Origin of the sequence: Caballeronia sp. LjRoot31, assembly GCF_964253885.1 — a bacterium.
Classification (GTDB): domain Bacteria; phylum Pseudomonadota; class Gammaproteobacteria; order Burkholderiales; family Burkholderiaceae; genus Caballeronia.
Map to the genome: position 1 here is coordinate 1091570 of NZ_CAXURX020000001.1, position 23295 is coordinate 1114864.

At 59.9% G+C, this 23295-nt stretch carries 12 protein-coding genes; 5 read left to right on the forward strand and 7 right to left on the reverse strand.

Annotation, left to right across the window (positions count from 1 at the left end; all coding sequences use genetic code 11):
- The first annotated feature begins 44 nt into the window (after window positions 1-44).
- Both ACSQ8V_RS04765 and ACSQ8V_RS04770 read left to right on the forward strand, forming a co-directional pair.
- Window positions 45-8771, forward strand: a complete 8727-nt coding sequence (locus ACSQ8V_RS04765) for an autotransporter-associated beta strand repeat-containing protein (protein ID WP_436205046.1) — start codon at window positions 45-47, stop codon at window positions 8769-8771.
- Between the two features lie 313 nt (window positions 8772-9084).
- On the forward strand, window positions 9085-9900 hold the full coding sequence (locus ACSQ8V_RS04770) for a hypothetical protein (protein ID WP_213762589.1): 816 nt from the start codon (window positions 9085-9087) through the stop codon (window positions 9898-9900).
- Between the two features lie 98 nt (window positions 9901-9998).
- On the opposite strand, the gene ACSQ8V_RS04775 is transcribed toward ACSQ8V_RS04770, so the two are convergent.
- The 4 genes from ACSQ8V_RS04775 to ACSQ8V_RS04790 all read right to left on the reverse strand — a co-directional run bounded on the left by ACSQ8V_RS04775 (window position 9999) and on the right by ACSQ8V_RS04790 (window position 14441).
- Entirely contained in the window at window positions 9999-11117 is a 1119-nt protein-coding gene (locus ACSQ8V_RS04775; RefSeq protein WP_213762590.1) for an ABC transporter ATP-binding protein, read from the reverse strand.
- A gap of 116 nt (window positions 11118-11233) precedes the next feature.
- Window positions 11234-12091 (reverse strand): carbohydrate ABC transporter permease, encoded by an 858-nt coding sequence (locus ACSQ8V_RS04780; RefSeq protein WP_213762591.1) that lies wholly within the window; start codon window positions 12089-12091, stop codon window positions 11234-11236.
- Window positions 12081-13004, reverse strand: a complete 924-nt coding sequence (locus ACSQ8V_RS04785; protein WP_346730451.1) for a carbohydrate ABC transporter permease — start codon at window positions 13002-13004, stop codon at window positions 12081-12083. The genes ACSQ8V_RS04780 and ACSQ8V_RS04785 overlap by 11 nt, the downstream gene beginning before the upstream one ends.
- Window positions 13005-13187: 183 nt before the next feature.
- Window positions 13188-14441, reverse strand: a complete 1254-nt coding sequence (locus tag ACSQ8V_RS04790) for an ABC transporter substrate-binding protein (RefSeq protein WP_213762593.1) — start codon at window positions 14439-14441, stop codon at window positions 13188-13190.
- Window positions 14442-14969: 528 nt separating this feature from the next.
- Between ACSQ8V_RS04790 and zwf the strand changes: the two genes are divergently transcribed.
- The 3 genes from zwf (at window position 14970) to ACSQ8V_RS04805 (ending at window position 19255) form a co-directional block, all read left to right on the forward strand.
- On the forward strand, window positions 14970-16430 hold the full coding sequence (gene zwf, locus ACSQ8V_RS04795) for a glucose-6-phosphate dehydrogenase (protein WP_436205047.1): 1461 nt from the start codon (window positions 14970-14972) through the stop codon (window positions 16428-16430).
- Window positions 16431-16626: 196 nt separating this feature from the next.
- Window positions 16627-17349 carry a 6-phosphogluconolactonase gene (pgl, locus tag ACSQ8V_RS04800; RefSeq protein WP_436205048.1) on the forward strand — a complete coding sequence of 241 codons (723 nt, stop codon included), beginning with the start codon at window positions 16627-16629 and terminating at the stop codon, window positions 17347-17349.
- Window positions 17327-19255 (forward strand): bifunctional transcriptional regulator/glucokinase, encoded by a 1929-nt coding sequence (locus tag ACSQ8V_RS04805; RefSeq protein ID WP_213762596.1) that lies wholly within the window; start codon window positions 17327-17329, stop codon window positions 19253-19255. The genes pgl and ACSQ8V_RS04805 overlap by 23 nt, the downstream gene beginning before the upstream one ends.
- A 717-nt stretch (window positions 19256-19972) precedes the next feature.
- Here the strand turns inward: ACSQ8V_RS04805 and ACSQ8V_RS04810 are convergent.
- From ACSQ8V_RS04810 to ACSQ8V_RS04820, 3 genes are all read right to left on the reverse strand, one after another.
- Window positions 19973-21103, reverse strand: coding sequence for a porin (locus ACSQ8V_RS04810; RefSeq protein WP_213762597.1), 1131 nt, complete (start codon window positions 21101-21103; stop codon window positions 19973-19975).
- A 538-nt stretch (window positions 21104-21641) separates the two neighbouring features.
- Window positions 21642-22421, reverse strand: a complete 780-nt coding sequence (locus tag ACSQ8V_RS04815; protein WP_436181077.1) for an ABC transporter ATP-binding protein — start codon at window positions 22419-22421, stop codon at window positions 21642-21644.
- Window positions 22422-22447: 26 nt separating this feature from the next.
- Window positions 22448-23161 carry an ABC transporter permease gene (locus ACSQ8V_RS04820; RefSeq protein ID WP_213762599.1) on the reverse strand — a complete coding sequence of 238 codons (714 nt, stop codon included), beginning with the start codon at window positions 23159-23161 and terminating at the stop codon, window positions 22448-22450.
- Window positions 23162-23295 lie beyond the last annotated feature (134 nt).

Below are 23295 nucleotides of genomic sequence, written 5' to 3' on the forward strand. Positions count from 1 at the left end.
ACTCTTTGGCATGTAACGTAATTGCATCAAGAGCGAGGCCGTAAATGAACCGGATTCGTTATGCCGCGCCGGATTGGGCGCTTGATTCCATGCAAATGGCAGCAGTGTTTGCCCAATTGCACCTCGGTTATAAAAATAGACGAACCTTTGCCGGCGGCCCTCGTAGCTGCCTGACACCCATTAGCGCCGGCATTCTGTTAATCAGCATTGGCGCGATCATTAGTCAGGCACAGGCGCAAACCGTTTCGATCCCCAGCGCGACAACTACCGTCACGTTGCAAACCCTGAGCCCGGGCTCGACCACCTTCGATGCGCCGGCGGGCACGGTGATCAATGTATCGTCGGGCGATGGCATCGACGGTAACAACGCGCAGGACTGGGTTCTCACCAATCATGGCTCGATAACCGGAGCTGTGGGGCTCTCGTTGTCATCGGCCACGCTCAATGGCGTCACCCTGGACAATTTTTCCACCATCCAAGGCAATACCTCTACGGGTGTCCTGCTGGGTAACGGCGGACAACTGACCAATCATGCGGGCGCAGCTATAGCCGGCGCGGCCGATGGCATTCGAATGTCGGGCGCTGCGGGTACCGTCACCAACGATGGCTTGATTACAAGCGGCAGCAACAGTTTCTCCGGGGTGTACTTCGACGCAGGCGGCACGTTTACTCAAAGTGCAACTGGCGTGGTTGGCACGAATGGAGGCACGGGCTACGGAGTCGTTTTCAACGCCGGGCCCGTCGCGGGCACCAACGCTGGCACGATTTACGGGGCATCGACAACCTACGCGTTCTGGACTCGCGGGGCATCAACGGGCGCATTCAGCAACAGCGGCCTGTTAAGCGCGGGTACTGGCGCTGTGCTCGCAAGCAGCGGCGGCGTTACCCTGACCAACACCGGCACCATCACCGGAACCGGTGGCACGGCTGTTTCTGTCACGGGCAGCGGTAATACGCTGGTACTCGGAACGGGATCGGTGCTGAACGGCGCTGTGACCGCCACCGGCACAAACAATGTGCTGACCCTGCAAGGATCGGGTAGCGCGGGCAACAATCTGACGGGATTCAATACCCTGAATATGTCCGGCACTGCCTGGACGCTGAGCGGTACAAATTCGACCACAGGCATCACCGCCACCGCTACCAACGTGCAAAGCGGCGTCCTTACCCTTACTGGTGCACTCACCAACGGTGGTACGGGGGGCGGCACGACTATCGCTTCGGGCGCCACGCTACAGGTCGGCAATGGAGGTACCGCGGGCAGCGTGACTGGCAATATCGCTGACAATGGCTCGCTCGTCTTTGATCGCAGCGATGCAGTTAGTTATGCTGCGCTTATCTCCGGTAACGGCTCGCTCACCCAGTCGGGTACGGGTAACCTGACGCTTTCTTCAGCTAATACGTATTCCGGCGCAACCGGTATCGAGGCGGGAACGCTCACCGCAGGCATCGCTAATATTTTTGCCAATAGCAGTGCGGTAACCGTGAACAGTGGCGCTATTTTCGCGCTGAATAATTTCGCCCAGACAGCCAACAACCTTAGCGGCGCTGGCTCTATCACTTTGGGTTCTGCAACGCTGACGGCCAACAACAGCAGCGACACGACTTTCAGCGGTCTGATTAGTGGAACAGGGGGGCTGACTGAGACAGGCAGCAATGCATTGACTTTGAGTGGTGCAGGCAGCTCGGTTGGAGCGGTTTCCGTCAATGCGGGAACTTTGAACTTTGCTCAAAGTGGCCTGTTCAATGCCACCACACTAACTGTTGCCAGTGGTGCATTTTCCCAGATCAACGGCGGCGCGCAAGTCACTACGTCGAACATTGTATCGATAGCCGGAAACCTTACATTGGATGGAGTCCTGAACGCTGGTGCCGGTATACATATGAGTGCCGGAAGTACTTTTCAGGTCGGTAGCACAGGCATATTCAACAGGCCGGGCGAGGTCAATAGCCTCGTTGTCGACGGGGGAGGCGCTGCGCCCAGCACCATCATTAACAATGGGACAATAAATACACAGGGAAGCGGGGCCGCCATCAAGGTGACCGGTGCTTCAGTCATTGCCAATATCACCAACACCGGTTCCATAGGTGCGAGCACGGGATTGAACGCCGCTGTGACCGGGATATGGTCACAGTCGGGTATTGCCAATATCGTCAATCGCGGAGCCATCTATGGTGGCAGCACAAGTACCGCACTTTACTTTGGTACCTCAGGCAACTCGCTGACGTTAGGTGCAGGTTCAAATCTGCATGGAGGGACCGGCACAACATCTTCTCTCGCTGCAGGGGTGAGCACTGACGCAGTCGCTATCAGCGCGGGTACCGGTAACACCATTACCCTGATAGAAACAGGCAGCGAAAATGGTGATTTTCTGGGGAGCGGTAATTTAACTACGCAGGGCTTTTCCAGCTTGACTGCCGCAACAGGCAGCATCTGGACTCTCGGCGGCCATATCAACCTGATCGGCACCACAGCCGCTACGCTCGACGTCAGCGGCGCATTAACCGTAACCGGCCAGATCAGCAATAGCGGCACGGGTGGTGGCACGACCATCGAGAGCGGCGGGGTGCTGAATCTCGGTAACGGTGGCGCTAGCGGTAGCGTTACCGGCAATTTCATTGACAACGGCGCTCTGAACTTCAACCGCTCCGATGTCGTGACCTTTGCCAGTGTGATCAGCGGTACGGGTACTGCTACGCAAGCCGGTACGGGCACAACGATCCTGACCGGCGATAACACCTACACGGGCGGTACCGCCATCAGTGCCGGCACCTTGCAGCTTGGCAACGGCGGCACCACCGGCAGCGTCGTCGGCAATATCACCGATAACGCCGCATTGAATTTTAACCACTCAGGTGCGTTGACCTATGGCGGAGTGGTCAGCGGCACGGGTTCGTTGACCCAGCAAGGCAGCGGCGCGCTGATCTTGACGGGCGACAGCGTCTACACGGGTGGTACCACCATCAGTGTTGGCACCTTGCAACTTGGCAATGGTGGAACCACCGGCAGCGTCACTGGCAATATCACCGATAACGCCGCGTTGAATTTTGACCATTCAGATTCGTTGACCTATGGCGGAGTGGTCAGCGGCACGGGTTCGTTGACCCAGCAAGGCAGCGGCGCCCTGATCTTGACGGGCGACAACGTCTACACGGGTGGTACCACGGTCAGCGCTGGTACTTTGCAATTAGGCAACGGCGGCACCACTGGCAGCGTCACTGGCAACATCACCGATAACGCCGCGTTGATTTTTAATCGCTCGAATGCGGTGAGCTACGGTGGAGTGGTCAGCGGCACGGGCTCGCTGACACAAGCAGGCAGCGGCACGACCGTCCTCACAGGCATCAACACCTACGCGGGTGGCACCAACCTCAATGCCGGCATTCTGAGTGTCGGCGCCGACGCCAATCTCGGCGCCGCGGCGGGTGGGCTGAGCTTCAATGGCGGGGCGTTGCAGTTCACGAGTGCACTCACCACGGCTCGAGCCGTCACGCTCACCGCCGCCGGCACTATCGATACACAGGCCAACGCCGATACGCTTTCCGGTGTGGTCGCGGGCACCGGCGCACTCACCAAGCAAGGCACGGGCACGCTGACCCTCACCGGCGCCAACACCTACACCGGTGGCACGAATGTCAACGCCGGCACCGTGCAACTTACCGGAACGGGCACTATCGGCAGTGGTCCAGCCAATATCGCCAGCACGGGCACGCTCGCGCTGAACCCCGCCAGCGGGAACTACGCTTTCAATAACGCCCTCACCGGCAGTGGCTTACTGACTGCCACCCTCGGCGGCGCCACCAACACCTTCAACTTCGGCGCCGCTGCGGGCAGTGCTTTCACCGGCAAGGTCACGCTTAACCAGAGCACCTTCAGCCTTGCCGGCACCAACACCAGTGCACTCACGAACGCGACTCTGCAGCTGAACGCCGGCAACACCACCACCGTGGGCGCGGGCGCGCAAACCATCGGCAACCTGACGCTGAACGGCAATGCCCTGATCTTCGCTAACCTGCCCTCCGGCACGCTCAGCACCGGGGCACTCACGCTCAATAGCGGCATCGTGCGTATCGATCCCGTCAGCACCGTCAACCCAACTGGATCCCTGCTCACTCAGGATGACGGCGCCAACACCCAGCTGATCAGCGCCAACAGCGTCAGCGGCAATGTAAGCAACCTCTCGCTCACCGATCTGGCGGGGAACCCGCTCACCAGCACAACCGCGAACATTGCTCAAGGCGGCAACACCGTTGCCATCGGCACCTACAGCTTCACGCTGAACACCGGCGCCAACACCGGCCTGTACGCGGGCTACGGCCTTAGCCAACTCGATCTGCAAACCGGACAGACCCTCACGCTTGCCGGTGACACGGCCGCAGCCGGGGCGGCTGACATGAAGGCCCGCATCACCGGCAGCGGCGCGCTCACCATCGACGCCACCAACAGCATCACCTTGACCAACACCGCCAATGACTACACCGGCAACACGACCGTCAGCGGCGGCACGCTGATACTCGGCAGCAACAACGCGTTGGGCAACACCGCGTTACTGGCGCTGAATGCGGGAACGACCGCCGATATCAACGGCAAGACCCAGGCGATAGGCGCGCTCGGCGGGGCGGGTGCCCTCAATATCGATGCCGGCAATCTGACGATCAACAATGGCGGTACGTTTAGTGGCGTTATCAGCGGCACCAGTGGCGCGCTGAATGCCAACGGCGGCACGCTGATCCTGACTGGCGACAATACCTACACGGGCGGTACGACGATCAACGCGGGGACATTGCAGATCGGCAATGGCGGCACTACCGGCAGCTATGCGGGCAATATCACGGATAACGCTGCAGTCGCGTTTAACCGCAGCGACACCGCGACCTATGGTGGAATAGTCAGCGGCACGGGTTCACTGACCCAGCAAGGCAGCGGCACCCTGGTCTTGACGGGTGACAACACCTACACCGGCGGCACGGCCATCAACGCGGGTACGTTGCAAATCGGCAATGGCGGAACGACTGGCTCGGTGAGCGGCGATATCGCGGACAACGCCGCACTGGCGTTTAACCGCAGCGACACCGCGACCTATGGCGGCGTGGTCAGCGGCACGGGTTCGTTGACCCAGCAAGGCAGTGGCGCCCTAGTCCTGACGGGCAACAATACCTACACGGGCGGCACGACAATCAGCGCCGGCACTCTGCAAATCGGCAATGGCGGAACCGCCGGCTCAGTGGCCGGTGACATCTCCGACAACGCCGCGTTGGTGTTCAATCGCAGCGACGCCACGACCTACGGCGGAGTAGTCAGCGGCACGGGTTCACTGACCCAGCAAGGTAGCGGCACAACCGTCCTGACCGGTACCAACACCTACAGCGGCGGGACCAACGTCAACGCCGGTACGCTGGAACTTAGCGGCGCGGGCAGCATCGGCAGCGGCAATGCCAATCTCGCCAACGCCGGTACCTTACTGATCAACAACCCGGCCAGCGGCAACTACACCTTCAATAACGCATTAACCGGCAGCGGCACCATGCAGGTCTTGCTCGGCAACGGCACCGACACGTTCACCCTAAGCAATACAGTTGGCAGCGCTTTTGCCGGCACCATCGCCGTTTCCGGCGGCACATTCACCCTGGACAACAATGCCCAGAGCGCGATGCCCAGGACCACGCTGCGCCTGGACACCGGCGGGCTGGCGCAGATCAACGCCAATCGTACGATTGGCAACCTCACCTTCAATGGCGGCACGTTCCAGATCACCGCCACCGGTTTTATCCCCGACGGCAAACTCACTGTTGGCGACCTGAACGTTGCGTCCGGTGGCACCGTCGCCCTTGGCATCCCGAGTGACTTCCCGGTCCACGCGCTTCCCCCGCAACCCTCGCTGTTCGACCAGGACGACAACATCCAGCTGCAACTCATTGCCGCCACCGGCACCGTGACCGGGGCGGGTTCCCAGCTCGCACTCACTAAATTTGACGGCTCCCCGGTTGCTGCTCCGCAGAACGTCACGCTGAGCGAAAATGGCGCGACCGTCGCGATAGCCAGCTACAACTACGCCACCAATGTCCTGGCCGGCGCCAACGCCGGTGTATGGCTCGGTTATGACCTTCTGCAACTCGACCTGCAAGCCGGCCAGACGCTGGATCTGACCAACGCCAACGCTGTCGACAACACCCTGATCGCCAAGATCACCGGCAGCGGCAACCTTTTCATCGACGCAGTCAACACCGCCATTCTCGCCAACGCCACCAACGACTACACCGGTACGACCACCCTCAATAGCGGCACGCTCCTGCTCGGCAGCGACAACGCGCTGGGTCACACCGCTTTACTCGACGTGAGTGCGGGCGCCACTGCTGATATCAACGGCAAGACCCAGGCGATAGGCGCGCTCGGCGGCGCGGGGGCCCTCAATATCGATGCCGGTAATCTGACGATCGACAACGGCGGTACGTTTAGTGGCGTTATCAGCGGCACCAGTGGCGCGCTGAACGCCAACGGCGGCACGCTGATCCTGACTGGCGACAACACCTACACCGGCGGCACGACGGTCAACGCGGGGACGTTGCAGATCGGCAATGGCGGCACCGCTGGCAGCTATGCCGGCAACATCACGGATAACGCTGCAGTAGCGTTTAACCGCAGCGACACAGCGACCTATGGCGGGGTGGTCAGCGGCACGGGTTCACTGACCCAGCAAGGCAGCGGCACCCTGGTCTTGACGGGTGACAACACCTACAGCGGCGGCACGGCCATCAACGCGGGGACGTTGCAACTCGGCAATGGTGGAACGACTGGGTCGGTGAGCGGCGATATCGCGGACAACGCGGCGCTGGCGTTTAATCGCAGCGACACCGCGACCTATGGCGGCGTGGTCAGCGGCGCGGGTTCGCTGACCCAGCAAGGCAGTGGCGCCTTGATCCTGACGGGCAACAACACCTACACGGGCGGCACGACAATCAGCGCTGGCACTCTGCAACTCGGCAATGGCGGAACGGCGGGTGGCATTGTCGGCGATGTCAGTAACAACGGAATGCTGGCATTCGATCGCTCCGACAACCTGACCTTCGATGGAATCATTAGCGGCACCGGATCGGTAACCCAAGCCGGCAGCGGCATGGTGCTGTTCAACGGCGTGCAAACTTACAGCGGTACGACCAACATCAACGCGGGTACCTTGGCTATTGGGGATGCATCCCATACCGGCGCCGAATTGGCAGGCGGCGGGTCGGTCACAGTCGGTGCTGCGGCCGCACTGGGTGGTTACGGCAAGGTCGCCGGGTCCGTGATCAACAACGGCGTGATTGCCGTAGGTAACGCGCTTCCGGCTTTCGCCAGTGGTCCGGATGCCAGCTTCACTATCGCGGGAAATCTCGACAATAGCGGCACCGTGACGATGTCCAACGGCATCGCCGGTGACCGGATGATCACGGGCGGCACCTATACCTCGAACGGCGGCAAAGTCCTGATCGATACTGTCCTGAACCAGGGCGGAGCCGCGTCGAATTCCGATTTGCTGGTGGTGGGCAGCACCACGGTTGGCGCGAAGGGCGCCACGCAGTTAGTGGTGACGAACGTCGGTGGCGCCGGGGCGACGACGGTAGATAACGGCATCATGGTGGTACAGGTTCAGGACCCCACGCATTCGGCAACGGGCGCCTTCTCGTTAAGCGGCCGGGCAGTGGCGGGTCCGTATGAATATCAACTGTTCCAGGGGGGCGTACAGAGTTCGGACGGCAACTGGTACTTGCGCACCGAGCTTGAACCTACGCCTCCAACGCCCCCCACGCCGCCCACACCCCCTGAGCCTCCCGCACCACCGCAGCCAATGTTTCGGCCAGAAGTGGCGGCTTACCTGGCTAACCAGCATGTGGCTGGAGAGATGTTCGTTCACAGCCTGGACGACCGCACGGGTGGGACCTCGCAGACTTCCGGCAGCGGATCGAGCGGGCCAGGTTCAGTCTGGCTTCGGATGGAAGGACGTAACGAAGGCAGCAACAGCAGCGATGGCACCTTCCACGTGAACACCGATTCGTTCTTCATGCAAGGCGGCGGCGAGGTGGCGCAGAAAAAGCTGATCTCCAATGCCGATCTCCTGCATCTCGGGTTGATGGCTACTTACGAGACAGCCCGAAGCAACGTGGAGGCCGCCGGCAACTCGGCGCAAGCAAGCGGCAACGTGGCCGGCTATAGCGTCGGCGCCTATGGCACCTGGTACCAGAATGAAGCGAGCCGGCTTGGCGCTTACGCGGACACCTGGCTCCAGTATGGCTGGTTCAATAACAGCGTCGATGGCGACGAATTGCCCACGGTGAACTACAACGCGCACGGCTGGGCGATATCGGGCGAGTTGGGCTATGCGTTCCCGCTGATTAACGGCTGGGTGTTCGAGCCGCAAGGCCAGTTGCTTTACGTGGACTATCACCAGAATTCGCTGACCGAGCCGAACGGCACAGAGGTGGATAACGCCAGTTCCAGCGGGGCCATCACACGGCTGGGGCTGCGTCTGCAACGTACCTTCGAGCGCAGCGCGGGCAAGAAAGTGCAGTTCTATGCAACGGCCAACTGGTGGCACACGAGCACGGACAGCAGCATCTCGTTCGATCAAGTGTCGGTGGGCAGTTTGTACCCCGCCAATCGTTATGAGGCGAAGCTGGGGCTGAATGGCGATCTTGGCAAGAACTGGAGCGCCTGGAGCAATGTAAGCGGTGCATGGGGCGCGCAGAGTTACCACGCCTATGTCGTGCGTCTCGGCCTTAAGTACGCGTGGTGATGCGTCAAACCATGCGATCCGCCCGGTACGGCGAGGCAAGCATCCTCGTCCCGATCTCATCGGCCCGATATCGTGGAAAATCTCCGCACCACGCCACGCGGATCGGCACGGAACCGCTCCCTCATAAAGCCGGTGAATTGCCACACGGGCCAGACGGGCCACACGGGGCTGGTTTTTCGAGATGAATTATTCCGATAGGATGCCTTCGCAACCCGCTGCTTCATTGATTGAAACAGGGGAGCGTATCGAGGTCTCGGACCCTTCTCGGACCGTTAGGCCGACATAAATTCTCACCCTATCTGGAGCAAGCTTGATGACTGATGTAAAAATCAAAGCCAATGTATTTGTGGCTACGCCCAGCTACGGTGGCGTCGTGACCACCAGCTATGTCCATGGGCTTCTCGATCTGTACGACACCGCTGACGAACACGGATTTGGTCTTTGGGTAAATTTCAATAGCTTCGACAGCCTGATCACGCGTGCTCGCAACACGATGGTCGCGGAATATCTTGCGGACGACCGGTTCACGCACCTGATGTGGATCGACGGCGATATCGGTTTCAAGGGTTCGGATGTCGTTCGGCTGCTTCAGGCAGATCGTCCTTTGGTGGCGGGCGTCTATCCGCTGAAAACCGATGGCTGGCCATCGGAGGGTTTGCCCGAGGCTTTGCCGGCTGGCACGAAGAAAGTCGATTTCCGCGCGCGCTTTGCCCGTTATCCGGCCACCTCGGTTTCGGCCGAACTGGAACCGGACGAAAACGGTTTTCTCGATGTCATCGACGCACCGACTGGATTCATGCTCATCAAACGCGAGGTATTTTTGAAACTCGCAAGCAGCTTTCCAGAGCTTCGTTACCGGGCTGACCTGGTTGATCGGCCGGACCATAAGACCGGGAAAATCGCCGGGAACCACTACGCGTTCTTCGACACCATGATCGACCCGCAGTCCGGGAGCTATCTTTCGGAGGACTATGCGTTCTGCCGGCGATGCGCGGCGATCGGCATTACGCCCGCCATCGATACGAAATCGAATCTGAGCCATCAAGGTTCCGCCGTGTTCGAGGGCGATCTGGGCCGCAGCCTGGAGCGCCAGCGCGCTGAGTATCACGCGGGCGGGGCAGGGCAGTAAGCCATTAAGTAACGGGCGCGCGCGAACGCCAGGCATCCAGAACAAAAAGCCGCACACCCCTTCGGGCGCGCGGCTTTTTCCAAGCAAAACGTTCAACCTCAAGCCAACCGTTCTTCGCTCTTCGAATCGAACAACACCGCCTTCGATACATCGAACAACAGCGTCATGTTCGTCAGTGGTTGGGGGTTCGATGCCGGATGCACGCGGCTCACCACGCGCTTGCCGTTCACCTGCGTGAACACCAGCGTATCCGGACCCGTAGGTTCGATCACATCGATCTTCACCTCAATAGGCTGCAATCGCGCGTCTTCCACGTTATGCGCACTGCGCGCATCGGTAATCCGCTCTGGACGCAAACCAAGAATCACGTTCTGACCAATCTTGCCGCGCATGGCCGTGGCATCGAACGGCAGGTTCAGCACGGTGCGCGTCACGCCCGTATCGACCTCAAGTCCGACGCCCGATCCGGCATCGACCAGCTTGCCATCGATAAAATTCATCGGCGGCGCGCCAATGAAACCCGCCACGAACAAGTTCGCCGGCGAATCATAGATGTCCTGCGGTGCGCCGAACTGCTGCACCACGCCGTCCTTCATCACCGCGATCCGGTCGCCGAGCGTCATCGCTTCGATCTGATCGTGCGTCACATACACAATCGTCGTTCCAAGGCGCTGATGCAGCAGCTTGATCTCCGAGCGCATCTCGATCCGCAGCTTGGCATCGAGATTCGACAGCGGCTCGTCGAACAGGAACATTACCGGGTCGCGCGCCAGCGCACGCCCCATGGCCACGCGTTGACGCTGACCGCCCGACAACTGGCCGGGCTTGCGATCGAGCAAATGCTGGATCTGCAACGTGTCCGACACGCGCGTGACGATCGCCTTTTGCTCATCCTTCGGCACCTTGCGAATGTTCAGCCCGAACGAGATGTTCTCGCGCACCGTCATGGACGGATACAGCGCGTACGACTGGAACACCATCGCAATGTCGCGATCCTTCGGCGAGAGGTTGTTCACCGTCTTGCCGTCGATCATGATGTCGCCCTTGGTGACCGTTTCCAGCCCGGCGATCATATTGAGCAACGTGGACTTGCCGCAGCCTGAACCGCCCACGAGGATCAGGAACTGCCCGTCCTCGATGTCGATGTTCACGCCCTTCAGAACGGGCACGCCGTTCGCATAAGTCTTGTACACGTCACGGATAGAAAGGCTTGCCATGCTGTGAATCCTTTAATGTCTCTGCGCCGAATTAATGTTCTTCCGCGCTTCAGTTGATCTTCTGTCGCGGGCGCCGTTCAGCAACTGACGGCGCCCCGCGGAAATCAGCCCCGGAATCAGCCCTTCACCGCGCCCGCTGTCAGGCCGCGCACGAAGAACCGGCCGGCGACCATGTAGACGAGCAGGGTGGGCAGGGCGGCAATGATCGCGGCAGCCATGTCGACGTTGTATTCCTTCACGCCCGTTGATGTGTTGACCAGGTTGTTCAGGGCGACGGTGATCGGCATTGAATCGACGCCGGAGAACACGATCCCGAACAGGAAGTCGTTCCAGATCTGCGTGAATTGCCAAATCAGGCACACCATGAAAATAGGCAGCGACACCGGCAGCAGGATCTTCGTGAAGATGGTGAAGAAACCCGCGCCGTCAATACGCGCCGCCTTCACCAGTTCCGCCGGAATGCTCACGTAGAAATTGCGGAAGAACATGGTGGTGAACGCAATCCCGTAGACCACGTGCACAAGCACAAGACCGGTCGTGGTGTTGGCGAGTCCCAGCAAACCTTGCAAACGCGCCATCGGCAAAAGGATGGCCTGGAACGGGATGAAACAACCGACCAGCAGCATGGTGAACACGGCGTCGGCGCCGCGAAAGCGCCAGTGCGTGAGCACATAACCGTTGAACGCGCCGACTATCGACGAGATCAGCACGGCCGGGATCACCATGCGCACGGAGTTCATGAAGAACGGTTCCATGCCGTCGCAACGCACGCCGGTACACGATTGCGACCACGCCTTGATCCAGGGTGCGAACGTGAACGAGGTCGGCGGCGTGAGCAGGTTGCCGGTGCGCAACTGGTCGAGGTCCTTGAAGGACGTCGAAAGCATCACGTAGATCGGGAACAGGAAATACAGGGCAAACAGAACCAGCGCCGCATAGATGACGGCGCGGCTGATCGTCATCTTAGATTCCATTGCGCGTGCTCCTCGATTCCAGATACATGAGCGGCACCAGCACGGCGACGACGGTGGCGAGCATCATCATCGACGAAGCGGCGCCCAGGCCCAACTGCCCGCGGTTAAACGAAAACGTGTACATGAACATGGCTGGCAGCGAAGACGACGTGCCCGGACCGCCCGCGGTCATCGCAACCACGAGGTCGAAGGTCTTAATGGTGATGTGGCAGAGAATCAGCAGCACGGAGAAGAACACGGGCCGCATGCTCGGGATCACGATCTTGCGATAGATCCGCGGCAACGATGCCCCGTCCATCTGCGCGGCCTTGAAGATCTCCGCGTCCACGCCGCGCAAACCGGCGAGGAACAGGGCCATCACGAAGCCGGTGGATTGCCACACGGCCGCGATCACCACGCAGAAGATCGCCTTGTCGGGGTTGCCGAGCCAGTCGAACGAGAAGCTCGTCCAGCCCCAGTCGTGGAAGACCTTTTCCAATCCGAGGCCGGGATTCAGGATCCATTGCCACGCCGTACCCGTCACGATGAACGACAACGCCATCGGGTACAGGAAAATCGCGCGCAACGCGCCTTCGTTACGGATCTTCTGGTCGAGCAGGATGGCCAGGAACAGCCCGAGCCCGACGCAGATCGCAATGAACGGAATGCCGAACCAGCCGAGGTTCGCAGCCGACGTCCACCAGACGTCGTTCGAGAACAGCTCGGTGTAGCGCTGGAAGCCGGTGAATTCATAGCGCGGCATCAATCGCGAATTGGTCAGCGAAAGCCAGCCGGTGATAAGGATAAAGCCGTACACGAACACCAGTGCAATCAGCACGCTTGGCGCGAGTACGAGCTTCGGAATGTATGTATCGGCAAGCGCCGCCAGAGGCGACGTGCGGCGAGGCGGGGTGCGCGATGTCTTGCTCGCGATACCGCTAGGGGAGGCAGCCACTTCTCGACTCCTGGAAATTTGCCGGCAAGAGTCTCAGGCCGGAACAGGGATACAGCAGTTTTTACGCCAACTCATGCTTGGGATTTGCCCGGGTGCGCGGCCGGTTAAAGGCCGCGCGCCCGGTGTCAAACGAAACGATTACTTCTCGCTTACTTCGCGCGGTTACTTCGTCTTCGCGGCATTCGCGAGAGCGGCAACTGCGCTCTTCGAATCCTGCGTCGAGTTCATGAACTTCGTCACGACGTCAGTGATCGCGCCTGCTGTTGCGTCACCCTGCGCCATGCCGTGTGCCAGCGACGGCACATAACCGCCGGCCTTGATGGCCGTCTGTTCATCGGCGTACGACTGCTTGCCGCAGGCGTCGAACTTGGCCATCGATACACCCAGGCGAACCGGGATCGAGCCCTTGTACAGGCTGAACTGTTCCTGGAACGCAGGCGACATGATGGTCTTGGCGAGCGCCAGTTGTCCCGGCGTTGCTTCCTTCGAGCCCTTCTGCTGGAAGAACACGAACGAGTCGACGTTGAACGTGTACTGCTTGGAGGTGCCCGGCACCGGTGCGCAGACATAGTCCGTACCGGCGGTCTTGTTCGCGCCCGCGAACTCGCCCTTGGCCCAGTCGCCCATGAATTGCATGCCGGCCTTGCCGTTGATGACCATGGCGGTCGCCAGGTTCCAGTCGCGGCCGGTGCGGCCGTTATCGAAATACGTTTCGATCTTGCGCACCGTGTCGAACACACCAACCATCTGGTCCGACGTCAGCGTCTTCTGGTCCAGGTCGACAATCGCCTTCTTGTAGAAGTCCGCGCCTTGCGACAGCACGACGTCTTCCCACAAGGTCAGGTCTTGCCACGGCTGGCCGCCTGCTGCCACCGGAACGATGCCCTGGGCCTTCATCTTGTCAGCCAGCGCGAAGAATTCCGGCCACGTGGTCGGAACCTTGCCGCCTGCCTTGTCCAGTGCCGCCTTGTTGATCCACAGCCAGTTCACGCGGTGCACCGAGAAGGGTGCTGCGACGTAGTGGCCATCGGCACGAATCGTCTTGTCGATTTCGGGCGGCAGGTTCTTTTTCCAGTCACCGGCAACCGAGTCGATCGGCACGAGCACGCCTTGTTCAGCCCATTCCTGGATCAGCGGACCCTTGATCTGTGCTGCCGATGGTGCGTTGCCCGAGATGACCTGGGTCTTGAGCGCCGTCATGGCAGCCGCGCCCGCACCGCCTGCAACGGCGAAGTCCTTCCAGGTGTAGCCCTCTTTGGTCATGTCGTCTTTCAACACGCCAACGGCCTTCGACTCGCCACCGGAAGTCCACCAGTGCAGTACCGACAGGGATTCAGCCGCCTGAACCGTCTGCGCCGACACGCCGCACAACAGACCTGCGGCGCCGAGCGCGCCGATGAGCTTGCGAAATTTCATTGTTTATCTCCTCCGAACACCTGAACAAAAAACGATTGGCCCCTGATGCCGCCAGGAAGCGATGGCTGGAACATGAACAAACTGAAGTGGCCGGTTATCGGCGGTGTCGGCGGGAAAAGGCCAAGCGTTGTCCAGGGCAAGGAACCTTGGGCACGCCAGCCTGGCCGGCAGACCGAACCACGGCCGCACGGCTCTCAAGAGATGAGTGTGTCGAATCGCAACTGTGTCTCCTCTTTTGATTTTTGCCCGTTCACACTGGCATGAACCAGCGCGGCGTGCGTCCGGGGTTTTGCATCAAGCGGCTTTTGTCCCTTGCCGCACCGTTGCCTATCTGGCAAAAGCGTCATCGGCTGAGGTCAATTACCATGCAACTAGACATGAATCTCCGGGAAAACACGCATGTTCTGATTGACTAAGTGTTTTTTTCCGGGATCACGTTACCCCTTGATTTGAATTGTAGTTAAACTACAATTCAGTGTCAAAAAAAATTTTATTGGACTACGGTCCTCCTGAACCCTGCGGAGACACATGCAAAACGACTCTAATTTCACCTTTGTTCTGTTCGGCGGAACAGGCGATCTGTCGATGCGCAAGATCCTGCCGGCGCTGTTCGAAGCGCACCGTGGCGGCATGCTCGCTGAAGGCGGCAAGATTGTCGCGGTGGCGCGCGCCGCCGAAGATCGCGAGGCGTATTTGGACTGGGTCGAAGAACACGTCAAGCCGCACGTGTCGAAGAATGGCGTAGACGAAAGCGTGTGGAAGCGTTTCCTGGAGCGTTTCGTCTACGTTCGTCTCGACCTCGGCAAGCCGGAAGACTTCAAGCTGCTGCGCGATGCGGTGAACGAGCACGAGGGCACGCGGGTGTTTTATCTGGCGACGGGACCGTCGTTGTTCGTACCGATCTGCCGGGCGCTCGCCGACGTCGGCCTGAACGAAAACGCGCGGATCGTGCTGGAAAAGCCGCTGGGTTACGACTTGAAGTCGTCGAAGGCAATCAACGACGCAGTGGGCGAGATCTTCGCGGAAGAACAGATCTACCGGATCGATCATTACCTCGGCAAGGAGCCGGTGCAGAACCTGCTCGCGCTGCGCTTCGGCAATGCGCTGTTCGAACCGTTGTGGCGCCGCGAGTGGGTGGAGAGCATCCAGATCACGATTGCGGAAGAGCTTGGCGTGGAAGCGCGCGGCGACTTCTACGACAACACCGGCGCATTGCGCGACATGGTGCAGAACCACTTGCTGCAGCTGCTTTCCATCGTGACGATGGAACCGCCGCATTCCATGGATTCGGATTCCGTGCGGGACGAAAAGCTGCGCGTGCTGCGCGCGCTTAAACCCGTCGATCCGCGCGACATCAGCAAGGTTGCCGTGCGCGGGCAATATCATGCTGGCGTGATCAAGGGAACGTCGGTGCCGGCATATGCGACCGAAAAAGGCGTGCGCCCGGATAGCAATACCGAGACGTTTGTTGCGTTGAAGGTGGAAATCGAAAATTGGCGCTGGGCTGGCGTGCCGTTTTTCCTGCGCACCGGCAAGCGGCTGGCGGATCGCACGGCGGAGATTGTTGTGAACTTCCGCCCCGTGCCGCATTCGGCGCTGGGTGCGAACGCATTGCGTGCAGGTGCGAACCGGCTGGTGATTCGCTTGCAGCCGAACGAAACCATTCGCTTGTATTGCCTGGCCAAGCAGCCCGGCGAGGGCATGAATCTCGCGAGCGTCCATCTGGATCTCGCCTTCGACAAGTTTTTCAAGGAAGGGCAGATGGAGGCGTATCAGCGCTTGCTGCTCGACGTGATCAATGGGCGTCTCGCGTTGTTTGTGCGGCGTGACGAGCAGGAAGCTGCGTGGCGTTATGTGGAGCCGATCCTGGACGAATGGGCGGCGTCTGCTAAACCGCCGAAGCCTTATGCATCGGGCACCTGGGGACCGGCGGCCGCAAGCGCGATGCTGGCGCAGCACGGAACGTGCTGGCTGGAAGAAGAGAATTGAAGCCGGGAAGCAAGATTAGTAGTCAGACCGTGGTACTGGGTCGGTGGAACGTGTTCTAGGACGTACGCGCTGTAGACATGTTGCAATTAAAGCCGAGACAAATCCTGTTGCGCGACGCTGAAAGTGGTTCAAGCAGTGGTTCAAGCGTTGTCGTAACGGGCGAAATGAAACCAAAACAAGGCAGCATGGAGGAGCAGTGATCCAGCTTCATACTTTTGATGAGCCAAGCGCCCAATCCGACGCATTGGCAGAAGCGGTAGGCGATGCGCTTACCGCAACGCTCGCGGCTCGCGGAGCGGCGTCGGCTGATGCCGCTGTGGCTGGCAACCCCATCCAGCACGCAACGCTCGCTGTATCTGGCGGCACGAGCCCGAAGCCATTCTTGCAAACCCTGTCGACCCGCGCGCTTGACTGGGCGCATATCGACGTCACCCTGGTCGATGACCGCTGGGTGCCCGAGACGGACGGCGCAAGCAATGCGCGCTTCGCGCGTGAAACGCTGTTGCAGAACGCAGCGAGCGGCGCGTATTTCCTGCCGCTGGTGGACACGGCACGGCCGCTGGACGCGCACATTGCGGACCTGAACGCCGATCCGCAGCGCCGGGTGCCTGACGTCGCCGTGCTCGGCATGGGCGAGGACGGGCATACGGCGTCCATTTTCGCCGATGCCCCCGAGTGGGCGTTTGCCATATCGACGGCTGACCGGTTCATCTCGGTTCATCCGGGCAGCGCGCCGCACGCGCGTGTTTCGTTGTCCATGTCCGCGCTCAAGGGTGTCAAGCAGCTCTATCTGTTCATTAGTGGGCAGAAGAAGCTGGATGTACTAACCGCTGCGCTTGCCGCACCGCAAAAAAACGCCATCTCCACGTTGGCAAATGCTCAGGGAGTCAGGCTCGATGTCTACTGGTGTGCAAAGTAAGGCCGTAACGGTAGCGGCCGGAAGTCAGCACGCCGACGGACCCAGGCTTTTGGCCGATGTTGGCGGCACCAACGCGCGGTTTGCACTTGAGATGGCGCCGGGCGTGATTGGCGAAATACGTGTGTATCCCGGCCGCGACTATCCGGGCATTGCCGAGGCGATGCAGCAGTATCTGAAGGACATCAAGGTCAGCCGCGTCAACCATGCGGCGGTGGCGATTGCGAATCCGGTGGACGGCGATCACGTCTCGATGACGAATCACGACTGGAGCTTTTCGATCGAAGCCACGCGCCGGGCGCTGGGTTTCGACACATTGCTGGTCGTCAACGACTTTACCGCCTTGGCGATGGCGTTACCCGGCTTGACCGACGCGCAGCGTGTGCAAGTGGGTGGTGGTTCGCGCCGTCAGAACAGCGTGATTGGCTTGCTTGGGCCGGGTACGGGCCTGGGCGTGTCCGGCCTGATTCCCGCCGATGACCGCTGGATTGCGCTTGGCAGCGAGGGCGGTCATGCGAGTTTTGCGCCGTCGAACGAACGTGAAGACCTGGTGATGCGTTTTGCGCGCACGAAATGGCCGCATGTGTCGTTTGAGCGCGTGGCGGCGGGACCGGGTTTGTTGCTGATTTACGAGGCGCTTGCCGAACGCGATGGTGTGACGGTGCCGGACGATCTCGAATCGGCCAGCATTACGCAGCGCGCGCACGATGGCGAGGCGTTGGCGCTTGAAGCCGTGAACTGTTTCTGCGGTATTCTGGGTACGTTTGCCGGGAATATCGCGGTGACGCTGGGTGCGTTGGGCGGGATTTTTATCGGCGGCGGGGTGGTGTTGAAGTTGGGCGAGTTGTTCACGAAGTCGCCGTTTCGCGAGCGGTTCGAGGCGAAGGGGCGTTTCCAGCAGTATTTGTCGAGCGTGCCCACGTTCATCATCACGGCGGAATATCCGGCGTTTCTTGGGGTATCGGCCATTTTGTCGGAGCAATTGTCGAATCGTGCAAACGGCGGTTCGTCCGCGGTATTCGAGCGGATTCGCCAGATGCGCGATGCGTTGACGCCTGCCGAGCGCCGCGTGGCGGATCTTGCGTTGAATCATCCGCGTTCGATCATCAATGATCCGATCATCGATATTGCGCGCAAGGCCGACGTCAGCCAGCCCACGGTGATTCGTTTCTGCCGGTCGTTGGGATGCCAGGGGTTATCGGATTTCAAGTTGAAGTTGGCGACGGGTTTGACCGGTACGATCCCGGTGAGTCACAGCCAGGTTCATCTGGGCGACACCGCCACTGATTTTGGCGCGAAGGTGTTGGACAACACGGTGTCTGCGATTCTGCAACTGCGTGAGCATTTGAACTTCGACCATGTGGAACGTGCGATTGACATTTTGAATGGTGCGCGGCGGATCGAATTTTACGGCTTGGGCAATTCGAACATCGTGGCGCAGGATGCGCATTACAAGTTCTTCCGTTTCGGAATCCCGACCATTGCTTATGGTGATTTGTACATGCAGGCGGCGTCGGCGGCGTTGTTGGGGAAGGGCGATGTGATTGTGGCGGTATCGAAGTCGGGGCGTGCGCCGGAGTTGTTGCGTGTGCTTGAAATTGCGATGCAGCAGGGCGCGACGGTGGTGGCGATCACGTCGAGCAACACGCCGTTGGCCAAGCGTGCAACTGTCGCGTTGGAGACGGATCACATTGAGATTCGTGAATCACAGATGTCGATGATTTCGCGCATTTTGCATTTGGTGATGATCGACATTCTTGCGGTAGGCGTGGCGATCCGCCGAGCGGTACCGGACGCTAGCGCTGACGTGAGCGAAGCAATGACGAAGGTGAGGGAAGCGGGCGATGACGAGACGGGCGCGGTGCTGGACTGGCTGAGTCACGGCGCGGCAGGCATAGCCCGCGATTAGTGGGGCATGAGTGACTGTGGCGATAAAAAGCCTCCGATGCGAAGTTTGCATCGGGGGCTTTTTAGTTAGAGGTCACGGCACGATAAGGATAACTACTGAGGGCTGCGTTGATCCGTGGTGGCAGGAGCTTGCCCGAGAGCGTTGGGGGCGAAGCGTGTTCATGTCAGGATTCGCGAGAAGGAGGGTTTCAAACACCAGTGGCTCTGGCGAGCACCGTACTTTTGGGGCACCTATGAATGAAAACTGCACGCTGTGGACACTTAGGGTAGCGTGGTTGAAAGCGTTTTCTTTGCTTCGTTTCTTTGTCGCTTTGGACAAAGAAATGACGTGCCGCCACGCACAGTGGCTAACAGTGATAAAGAGAAAATCCGACTCTCGCAGACCACCACGGCCGAAACCACCAACCCGGCATTGACTCCGACCGCTAACGCCGAAAGCACCAACCCGGCATAGACCCCGACCACCAACAACCTGACATAGCCCCAACACCACCAACCACAACCAGTCGAGAGGAAACCTAACAATCTCAACCCACAACCCCCGAAGATCTAAAACAACCCACAACCCTAAAAGAAGACCAAAACCCGTCCACCGGTGCGAACAATAAAAAACGGTGCGATGCCCTTTCGAACACCGCACCGATACGCGCCTCTCGCAGCAGCGTGAAAACCTTATAACTCTCTCTCTGTCGTACTTGCTCCGGCTGATTCGTTCGGCTTAGAACGAGTGCTGGATGCCTGCGTACACACCGCTTTGGCTGTGACCCGGCAGCGGGTTATCGGTCGAAACCGTATTACCCGGGTTGTTGGCGTTCAGGCCAAAGTTTGCCGTCTTGCTGTTCTGCGTGGTTGCGACCTGGATATCCAGCAAGGTGCGCTTCGACAGGTTGTACGAGCCGCCGACCGTATAGATGGTCGCATTGCCGGCACCGTTGTTGGCGTTGACGTGATAGACCGCTGCGATCAACGCTGCTGCCGGCGTTGCTTGCCACGTTACGCCGCCCCATTCGTGATCGAGGGTGGTCGGCGTGCCAAGCGGCAACGAACCAGCGCCTGCGGTACGGATTGCCTGATACGCGCCCTGGATCTTGAACTGACCGAGGAACACGTTGAACATCGCCGTGTATTCACGCGAGGCCGAGAACGCGCCGAAATTCGACGTGGATGCCGTGCCGTCCAGCTGGCCGTTGCTAGGATCGCGGATTTCGTCGTACATGCCGCGCAACTGGAACAGCGACGTCGTGTACGTGACCTGAGCGCCCGCTTCGCGGCCTTGCGGCGTCGTGCCGTTACCGTTGAAGGACGTCGCGTTCGAGAACGCGTACTGGCCGTAGAAGTCCAAGCCCTGGAACTTCGGCGACTGGTACGAAATGTTGTTGCTCGATTGCGTCCAGTTACGACCGCGCACCAACGAAGCCGACGACCAGTTCGACTGACCGAACGGGTCGAAGTCCCACACGCCGTTGGCGATGAACAGTTCGCGACCCAGCAACAAGGTACCGAACTGATCGTTGGCGAGGCCTACCGTCGCCCAGCGATTGAAGATCTCGTTGTTGCCCGGACCTGCGCCCGTCGTGGTGCTGAAGCTGCCTTCCAACTGGAACACGGCCTTGTTGCCGCCGCCCAGGTCTTCCACGCCCTTCATGCCCCACAGGCTCGTACCCCAGTCGCCGCTTTCTGCGCGGAAACGGTTCGAGCTGCCGGTGGTAACGCCATTGGCCCCGCCTGTCGGGGCACCATTCATGTATTCCAGACCGGCGTCGAGCCGGCCGTAGAGCGTCACGCTACTTTGAGCGTGCGCCACAACGCCGACCGTCAGCAGCGAAGCCGCGAGCAAAGCTTTCTTCATCATCTCCTCCAACCCTGTCAAAAATAGAAGCCTAAAAGCGGCGGTATTGGTCCGGCGCCAGCGCACCGAACCGGAAACTATTTAGAGGGATGACACCCGAAGGACGGGTGTCCGTGACATCCGGGATGCCGCGTTGAGTGGCTGCCCGTGTCACAACCGACTTGGGATCGGTGTCTCCTCAGTTCTTTTTGAAGTAAAACTACTTTTAATGAACTTCGTTTCCGTACTTTGATTACTAATTTAGCAAAATACCTTTGTGCCGCCAAGAAAATTGTTGCCAACCCACTTTCTGTCTCGAAAATGCAATGATCGGTGTGTTGCGGGTTTGCACGAGGTGGGCAAAAAAAGGCGCAAACCCTTGTGGGATAAAGGTGTGGGTGATCTTGCCCCTTAACGCTATGGATTGCCTCTATTGACGGACGATGCGCGTGCGGTTAATGCACCGAGGGCTTAAAGACCCCGTGTCTGTTTAGATATACCAACTAAAAAAGCGCCCCTAGGGGCGCTTTCGGTTTTGCGGCGTGGCCAGTCTGTAGTTTTACTTCAGGTTGCCCGACAGGAATTGCCTGAGCCGCTCGCTGCGGGTGTTGCCGAAAACGTCGTCGGGACGTCCTTCTTCTTCTATCCGTCCTTGATGCAGAAACACCACGTGATTCGACACGTTGCGGGCGAACGCCATTTCGTGCGTGACCACGATCATCGTGCGGCCCTCCTCGGCGAGCGTCTGCATGACCTTCAGCACCTCGCCTACCAACTCGGGATCGAGCGCAGAAGTCGGTTCATCGAAGAGCATGACGTCCGGGTGCATCGCCAGCGCCCGCGCGATCGCCACGCGCTGCTGCTGGCCGCCCGACAGATGCGACGGATACTGCTGTTCCAGCCGCGGCGCGAGTCCTACTTTCTCGAGATAGGTGCGCGCGCGCTCAAGCGCTTCCTGCTTCGAGAGCCCCAGCACCTTCAGCGGCGCCTCCATCACGTTTTCCAGCACGCTCAGGTGCGACCACAGGTTGAAATGCTGGAACACCATGGAAAGACGCGTGCGCATGCGCTGCAACTGCTTGGGTTCAGCCGCTTTCAGCGCGCCGTACTTGTCCTTGAGCGTGCGGATTTCCTCGCCATCGACAAAAATCCGGCCCTGATTGGGTTGCTCCAGAAAGTTGATGCAGCGGAGCATCGTGCTCTTGCCCGACCCGGACGAGCCGATGACGCTGATCACATCGCCGGCTTTCGCCCTTAGCGAGACGCCCTTGAGGACTTCGTTGTCGCCGTACTGCTTGTGCAGGTTATCGACGAAAAGCTTGGATGCCGGTGTGTTCATGAGGTGCCGATCCTGTTCCTTGAGGCTTATTTACCCTGCGGCCGCAAGTAGGCCAGCCAGCGATACTCGGCACGGCGAAACAGCCACACGAGCGCGAACGAGATGCATAAATAGAGCAGCGCGGCGATGCCGAACGCCTGGAACGATTGATAAGTCGCGGAATTCACGTCGCGGGCAATCTTGAGGATGTCCGGCACGGTGGCCGTGAACGCGACGGTGGTCGCATGCAGCATCAGGATCACTTCATTGCTGTAGTAGGGGAGCGCCCGGCGCAGCGCCGACGGCAGGATCACGCGCCGGTAGAGCGTGAACGACGACATCCCGTACGCCCGCGCGGCTTCAATCTCGCCGTAAGGCGTTGCCCGGATCGCGCCGGCGAAGATTTCGGTGGTGTACGCGCAGGTGTTCAGCGTGAACGCGAGCAGCGTGCAGTGCATGCCATCGCGGAAAAACTGGTTGAGCAACACGTGGTCGCGGACCACTTGCAGGCTGTAGAGGCCCGTGTAGCAGAGCAGCAGTTGCACGTAGAGCGGCGTGCCGCGGAAGATATACGTGTAGACCCAGACGCCGCGCGACAGGAACTTGTTCTTCGACACCCGCGCGACCGACAACGGGATCGACAGGCAGAAGCCGAGCACGATCGATACAACCAGCAGCCATAGGGTGATGGCGAGGCCGGTGATGCGATAACCGTCGGTGAACAAATAGTTGCGCCAGTATTCCTGGATGATTTCGAGCATGGATTCCGCCGCGTGGGGTTACCTGGGGTTGCCTGGGGTTGCCTGGTAGTGTCTGGGTTCGCTGTGATCGTCTTCAGGCGAGGGCGCTTGGCGCACATGCGCCGCATGCCGGCTGCGACTGCTTTCGGCTTCTC

Bases quoted from the DNA above. Each gene is read 5' to 3' on its own strand.
- ACSQ8V_RS04765 (WP_436205046.1), top strand. From the start codon at position 45: ATGAACCGGATTCGTTATGCCGCGCCGGATTGGGCGCTTGATTCCATG.
- ACSQ8V_RS04770 (WP_213762589.1), top strand. From the start codon at position 9,085: ATGACTGATGTAAAAATCAAAGCCAATGTATTTGTGGCTACGCCCAGC.
- ACSQ8V_RS04775 (WP_213762590.1), bottom strand. From the start codon at position 11,117: ATGGCAAGCCTTTCTATCCGTGACGTGTACAAGACTTATGCGAACGGC.
- ACSQ8V_RS04780 (WP_213762591.1), bottom strand. From the start codon at position 12,091: ATGGAATCTAAGATGACGATCAGCCGCGCCGTCATCTATGCGGCGCTG.
- ACSQ8V_RS04790 (WP_213762593.1), bottom strand. From the start codon at position 14,441: ATGAAATTTCGCAAGCTCATCGGCGCGCTCGGCGCCGCAGGTCTGTTG.
- zwf (WP_436205047.1), top strand. From the start codon at position 14,970: ATGCAAAACGACTCTAATTTCACCTTTGTTCTGTTCGGCGGAACAGGC.
- ACSQ8V_RS04805 (WP_213762596.1), top strand. From the start codon at position 17,327: ATGTCTACTGGTGTGCAAAGTAAGGCCGTAACGGTAGCGGCCGGAAGT.
- ACSQ8V_RS04810 (WP_213762597.1), bottom strand. From the start codon at position 21,103: ATGAAGAAAGCTTTGCTCGCGGCTTCGCTGCTGACGGTCGGCGTTGTG.
- ACSQ8V_RS04815 (WP_436181077.1), bottom strand. From the start codon at position 22,421: ATGAACACACCGGCATCCAAGCTTTTCGTCGATAACCTGCACAAGCAG.
- ACSQ8V_RS04820 (WP_213762599.1), bottom strand. From the start codon at position 23,161: ATGCTCGAAATCATCCAGGAATACTGGCGCAACTATTTGTTCACCGAC.